This window comes from Vibrio sp. V42_P2S4T144, from assembly GCF_009904715.1.
Taxonomy (GTDB): Bacteria; Pseudomonadota; Gammaproteobacteria; order Enterobacterales; family Vibrionaceae; genus Vibrio; species Vibrio alginolyticus.
Map to the genome: position 1 here is coordinate 1 of NZ_WXWS01000261.1, position 6,547 is coordinate 6,547.

Annotated in this window: 5 protein-coding genes; 3 read left to right on the top strand and 2 right to left on the bottom strand. The window is 44.9% G+C overall.

All coding sequences use genetic code 11. The features are described from left to right. From phoB to CAG68_RS09085, 3 genes are all read left to right on the top strand, one after another. The coding region (gene phoB / locus CAG68_RS09075; protein ID WP_161441026.1) for a phosphate regulon transcriptional regulator PhoB at positions 1-610 on the top strand (610 nt) is incomplete at its 5' end. A 40-nt stretch (positions 611-650) separates the two neighbouring features. Then, complete coding sequence (phoR, locus tag CAG68_RS09080; RefSeq protein WP_161441027.1) at positions 651-1,949, top strand: phosphate regulon sensor histidine kinase PhoR; 1,299 nt, start codon at positions 651-653, stop codon at positions 1,947-1,949. Beyond that, complete coding sequence (locus CAG68_RS09085) at positions 1,949-2,908, top strand: PstS family phosphate ABC transporter substrate-binding protein (protein ID WP_017821959.1); 960 nt, start codon at positions 1,949-1,951, stop codon at positions 2,906-2,908. The genes phoR and CAG68_RS09085 overlap by 1 nt, the downstream gene beginning before the upstream one ends. 34 nt (positions 2,909-2,942) lie before the next feature. Here CAG68_RS09085 and ppx read toward each other — a convergent pair whose 3' ends face one another. Together ppx and ppk1 are read right to left on the bottom strand one after the other, a co-directional pair. After that, positions 2,943-4,448 carry an exopolyphosphatase gene (gene ppx, locus CAG68_RS09090; protein WP_033905789.1) on the bottom strand — a complete coding sequence of 502 codons (1,506 nt, stop codon included), beginning with the start codon at positions 4,446-4,448 and terminating at the stop codon, positions 2,943-2,945. Then, the gene (ppk1, locus tag CAG68_RS09095; RefSeq protein WP_005381748.1) at positions 4,432-6,522 is read right to left on the bottom strand and encodes a polyphosphate kinase 1; all 2,091 of its coding nucleotides are present in this window, start codon (positions 6,520-6,522) and stop codon (positions 4,432-4,434) included. Before ppk1 ends, ppx begins: the two co-directional genes overlap by 17 nt. Positions 6,523-6,547: the final 25 nt, after the last annotated feature.

The window sequence follows — 6,547 nt, forward strand, 5'->3', positions numbered from 1 at the left end:
CCAAGCGGTAGAAGCGGAAGATTACGATACTGCAGTAACCAAACTGGCTGAACCCTTCCCTGATTTAGTTTTACTGGATTGGATGTTACCAGGCGGCAGCGGCATTAACTTCATCAAGCATATGAAGCGAGAGGAATTAACGCGCAACATTCCAGTTGTGATGCTTACCGCTCGTGGTGAAGAAGAAGATAAAGTGCGCGGTTTAGAAGTCGGTGCGGATGACTACATTACTAAGCCATTCTCTCCTAAAGAGTTGGTTGCACGCTTAAAAGCGGTGATTCGTCGCGTTACTCCGACTGCACTAGAAGATGTAATTGATGTACAGGGATTGAAGCTTGACCCTGTATCGCACCGTGTTACGGCTAATGATGCGCCATTAGACATGGGGCCAACAGAATTTAAGATGCTTCATTTTTTCATGACGCATCAAGAACGCGTATACAGCCGTGAGCAGCTATTAAACAATGTTTGGGGCACCAACGTGTATGTCGAAGACCGTACGGTCGATGTTCACATTCGCCGTCTGCGTAAAGCATTGGAAGCTGCAGGGCATGATAAGCTGATCCAAACTGTTCGTGGTGCTGGATACCGCTTCTCGACGAAGGCATAAATTAACACGCAGCTTATCGGTACCATTTCTGGAGTTATGAGTGGTTGAAAGATTAACGTGGAAAAAGCTGGCCTGGGAGCTGGCTTTTTTTTACACCCCATGGGTGATAGTAGGTTGGATATTCGGTTATATGCCGTGGTTGCTTTTGGCAGCTACGGCATTGCAGCTTGTGTGGCATTTGCATAACCAAGTACGTTTATCTTCTTGGTTATGGGATGAAAAACGCCTCACGCCACCGTCTGGTAGCGGTAACTGGGAATCTTTGTTCAATGGGTTGTATCGCTTACAACAGCGCCAACGCCGCAAACGAAAAGAGCTTACTAATCTTATTCGTCGATTCCGAAATGGTGCAGAATCGCTACCCGATGCGGTAGTGGTATTCCGTGCTGAAGGCAATATTGTTTGGTGCAACAAGCTGGCTCAGCACTTACTGGGCTTCCATTGGCCAGAAGATTCAGGTCAACCTATCTCCAATCTCATTCGTACACCTGATTTTATCAAGTACCTCAACAAGAAAGACTTTTCAGAGCCATTAGAAATGCGTTCACCACTCAATGTCGAACGCATGCTAGAACTACGTATCGTACCGTATACCGAAGGTGAACATTTGATGGTGGTGCGTGATGTTAGCCAGTTAAAACAACTTGAGGGAATGCGTCGCAACTTCTTTGCCAACGTATCTCATGAACTGCGTACACCAATGACGGTGCTACAAGGTTATCTTGAGATGACAGAAGATCCTGATATGGTTGTGGGTCCTATGTGGAGCAAAGCTCATGGTGTCATGACGGAGCAGCTTAACCGCATGAACAGTTTGGTGAACCAACTACTGACACTATCTAAAATTGAAGCGGCACCTATGCATGAGCTTGAGGAAGTCGTGAATGTGCCCGCGATGCTTGAAGTGTTAGAAAAAGAGGCGGTTAGCCTTAGTGGGGACAACCAACATAAATTGAAATTTGATGTTGATGCTAGCCTACGCGTGCTGGGCGATGATGACCAGTTACGTAGTGCTATCTCTAACCTCGTTTATAATGCCGTCAAATACACATCGCCTGGTGCGAATATTAATGTTCGTTGGTTCCAGACCTCTCAAGGCGCATGCTTAGAGGTGGAAGATAGTGGTGATGGTATTGAACCTCAGCACCTCCATCGACTTACTGAGCGTTTTTATCGAGTGGATAAAGCAAGATCACGTGATACTGGAGGAAGTGGTTTAGGGCTAGCCATTGTAAAACACGCGCTGAGTCACCATGACTCTCATTTAGAAATTCACAGTGAAGTAGGCGTGGGCAGTAAGTTTTCTTTCGTATTGCCTGAGCGTTTGGTGGTGAAATAATGGCTTTACGATTGGCAAAAACATTCAGTTTATTCGCGCTTGTTTGTTCCTGTATGGCTGGCGCTCAAGATAAACCATTGCCGAGTTATCATAAAACGACGGGGATTGTCGGGAACTTGCTCTCTGTTGGCTCCGATACACTTGCGGGTATGACAACGCTTTGGGTTGAAGAGTTTAAATCCATTTACCCGAATATTAATGCGCAAGTCCAAGCATCTGGCTCTTCTACTGCCCCTCCAGCATTGACCGAACAAACAGCTCAGTTTGGTCCCATGAGCCGCCCTATGCGTTTAAGAGAGGTTGAAGCGTTTGAACGTGAACATGGCTACAAGCCAACGGCGCTTAGGGTCGCCATCGATGCAATCGGTATTTTTGTTCATCAAGATAATCCAATTCAAGGTCTTAACTTTAGTCAATTAGATGCTTTGTTTTCTGCCACGCTACGCTGTGGTGAAAGTCAATTTGTAACAAACTGGCAGCAACTCGGTCTTGAATCACAGTGGGCAAAGCGAAACGTCCAGTTGTTTGGTCGTAACTCCGTTTCTGGAACTTATGGTTACTTCAAAAGTAATGCCTTGTGTGGCGGCGATTTCAAGACCCGAGTTAACGAGCAGCCAGGCTCCGCGTCAGTTGTGCAAGCTGTAGCGTCAACCATCAGTGGAATTGGTTATTCCGGTGTCGGTTATCGAGTGGCAGGTGTGCGCTTAGTCCCTGTGGCTAAAATGGGAAATGACTACGTGACTCCAACGCGAGAACATATTGTTAGTGGTAAGTACCCACTATCACGTTACTTATATGTTTACGTGAATAAGCACCCTGATTACCCATTAACACCAATTGAAGCTGAATTTATTCGCTTTATCTTTTCTGCTCAGGGACAAGCGTTGGTTGAGAAAGATGGTTATGTGCCCATTACGGCAGACTTTGCAGAAGAAGAGTTAAAAAAAGTCGGCCTGTAAGCCGACTTTTTATTTAGGTATGGGCAGTACGAGATCAGAAAGTGAGTGTCCACTTCGCGCTGTCCCAACGTTCTTGTTCTTCCTGTAAATCCGCGTGAAGTAATTTATTGTTTTCTAGCCATGCTTCATCTGTGCATGTGAGAATCCATTCGTCATTTTTGATAGATAAGGTGATATCAGGCAATGGATCTTCATTACGCTGCCCATTTAATACGATAGAAAGTCGTAATATTTTGATGAGGCTTATAACGTCACTCTGTTTATAGAGGTTGAAATCTGGTAGTTCTTGCAATTTGAGCGCTTTACGCTGGAAGCGAGCCAATGTTGCAAGCACTAATTGCTGCTCACGGTTGAAGCCTTGTAGGGTGGAGTGCAACAGAATATAAAAAGAGTGGCGATGGAAACTACGCAAGTTGATACTTAATCCGACTTCATGAAGCAACGCTGCCCACTCTAGTAAGTCAAATAATTCACTCTTTTTCTTAATGCCTAGTTCAGAGCGTACCTGACATAACATCTCACGTGCATGCCCCTTAACACGAGCGGCATGCTCTAAGTCGACTCGGTGCTTGTTGGCTAAATTTTCTGTGGTGCGCATGCGAATATCGGAGCGTGCAAAACGCTCTTCCATTTCGTACAACAGGCCTTCGCGTAGAGCACCATCGGAGAAAAACATTTGCTCAATGCGAAGCGCTTTGAAAATCGCGGACAAAATCGCTACGCCTGCTGCGAATACGGGTTTACGTTCTTCTGTTAGACCCGCCAGCTCAATATCTTCAATGGAATCAAATTTACACAGAGTTTCGATAAGTGTATCCAGTCGACTGGCTGTGATCAGGCCATCTTCAAAACCTAATCCTACTAGCACTTCTTGAATCGCTTTGATGGTTCCTGATGAGCCGAGAGCAATATCCCAGCCCTTTTTACGATATGTTGAAGCGATGGACTCGAGTTTTTGTTCGGCCGCTAACATCGCCTTGCTGAAGTTTTTGCCTGACAGTTTGCCGTTTTTAAAGTATTGCTCTGTAAAACTGACGCATCCCATCTGTTTACTGTTGAGAAGCTCAGGCTCAAATTCTTGTCCAATAATCATCTCGGTACTGCCGCCTCCGATATCGATGACTAGTTTGGAGTTGGATTCTACTTGAGTGTGCGCGACGCCTAAGTAAATCAGGCGGGCTTCTTCTTCTCCGGGGATAATTTCTATTGGGAAAGGCATCACTTCTTTCGCACGCTCGATGAAAAGGTGGGCATTTTTAGCGCGTCTTAGTGTGTGTGTGGCGGCGATACGTACATTTGACTCATCAAGCCCTTGCAACCTTTCAGCGAACATGGCTAAGCATTCTAGCGCACGCTCCATTGCGGCGTGACTTAAGTTCAATTCACTGTCGAGTCCTGATGCTAAGCGAACACGTTGTTTATGACGACTAACCAGTTGTAGGTCACTGCCGACAACTTTGGCCACCACCATATGGAAACTGTTTGAGCCGAGGTCTATCGCGGCAATGTAGCGAGTATCTTGTTCAAGTATTTGAGGCATCTGAATTTTGTTTTCTAGTTTGCTTTTCTATATTTTTAAGATAGTCATAGATAGCGATTTGAGAGCGAACTTTTTTGCGATTACCTCGTGGTACGTAAGCGTTACTCATTTCTTTATCTATTAAACGAGCCTTTACTGTATCGGTAAAATGGATATTCGTTATATCAATAATTCTCTGTTTCAAACGTGGATCACGGACTGGTACTGCTACCTCGATACGGTGATCAATATTTCTTGTCATCCAGTCTGCGGAGGAGATATAAACTTGCGGATCGCCATCATTGTGGGTGATCACCACGCGAGGGTGCTCAAGAAAGCGGTCAACAATACTGATGATGCGAATATTGTCGCTGATCCCCTCAATGCCCGGTACTAATGAGCACATGCCTCGAATGATCATGTTTATTTTTACACCGGAAGTACTTGCTCCATAAAGCTTATTGACGATGCCTTTATCGACTAGGTTATTGACCTTGATCGTAAGAGCGGCTTTTTTCCCTAGCTTGGCATTCGCAATTTCATTATCGATTAAGCGGTAGATTTGGGTTCGAGAATTACGAGGAGATACCATAAGGTGATTGAACTTCACTGGTCGGTATGGATTCTCAATGTAACCGAAGACATTACGGACTTCATTAGTGATTTCTTGATCTGCCGTAAGCAGGGAGAAGTCGGTATAAATTCGTGCCGTCTTCTCATGGAAGTTGCCTGTGCCGATGTGTGCGTAGCGAATAATTTCTTCACCTTCGCGGCGGCTAATCATCAGTAGCTTTGAGTGAATCTTAAGACCAGGCGCACCAAAGATGACGTGCACACCCGCTTCGGTTAATACTTTTGACCATTCGATATTGGCTTCTTCATCAAAGCGAGCTTGCAGTTCGACGACCACAGTGACATTTTTGCCGTTGTGCACCGCATCAATTAAAGAGTTCATCAAGCGAGAATCTTTCGCGACGCGATAAATGTTAATCTTGATACTAAGTACTTTGGGATCGAAGGAGGCTTGGCGCACTAACTCACTAATGTGGTCAAAAGTGTGGTAGGGATAATAGAGCAGAATATCTTTCGCTTTAATCGCGTCAAAGCTGTTGGCATAACCTTCGAAATCGGCACATTTCATTGGCGGGAGAGGTTTATTTTCAAGATACTCTCGTCCAACATTTGGAAAGCCGATGAAGTCTTTAAAGTTGTGATAGCGTCCGCCGGGGATAAGGTTATCGTAGTTAGAGATATTAAGTTTGTTACACAGAAACTCTAACATTTGAGGCGGCATATCGCGTTCGTAGACGAAGCGAACGGGCTTTGCTGTCAGTCGCTGATTGACACCCTCTGACATTTGTTCAAGCAAGCTGTACTCGATTTCATTGCGTAAATCGTATTCAGCGTCACGCGTCATTTTCATCGCATAGCCGCTAAGCTCATCATAATCAAAAAAGCCTTTGAACAGCTCGTCCAAACAGTGGCGGATAATATTATCAAGTAAGATGATGGTTTTTCGACGCTTTCCTTTCTGTTCTGGTACCATCACAAAGCGGGGAAGGTGATCGGTCGGAATTTCGATCAGAGCATACTGGTAATGTTCTTCTTTACGCAGTTCTACGGCGATGTAAGCGTACTCGTCTTTGAGAAATTGCAGAACATCGATCTCGTCTTTCATTAGGAGGGGAGTGATATGCGGCATTACCTCTCTACGGAAGTATTTCGCGATCCACTTTTGTTGCGATTCATCCAGTTGTTGTTCGTTGACCAAGAAAATGCGACGTCGCGCCATTTCTCGAATCAATTCGCTGTAAAGCTCATCAAATTGTTCGTTAAGCTTTAGTGCTTTCGACTGCATTTTGGTTAACAGTCGTTTAGGGCTATCACTGCCACCGCGCTCTTGGCTGATTAGGATTCTGCGCTTCACGTCCGCAAAGCGTACTTTGTAAAATTCATCTAAATTGTTGGAAAAGATCCCAAGAAAGCGAATACGTTCGATCAAAGGGACGGTTTTATCGGCAGCTTCTTGTAATACTCGTTCGTTGAAAGACAACCAACTCAGTTCTTTTTCTATATATAGTTTTTCTGCGCTCATAACCTTACCTAGCCAAAAGTGAAGT

What these genes read in the sequence shown, in the direction of transcription:
- CAG68_RS09085 (WP_017821959.1), top strand. Translation starts at nt 1,949, where the DNA reads ATGGCTTTACGATTGGCAAAAACATTCAGTTTATTCGCGCTTGTTTGT.
- ppx (WP_033905789.1), bottom strand. Translation starts at nt 4,448, where the DNA reads ATGCCTCAAATACTTGAACAAGATACTCGCTACATTGCCGCGATAGAC.
- ppk1 (WP_005381748.1), bottom strand. Translation starts at nt 6,522, where the DNA reads ATGAGCGCAGAAAAACTATATATAGAAAAAGAACTGAGTTGGTTGTCT.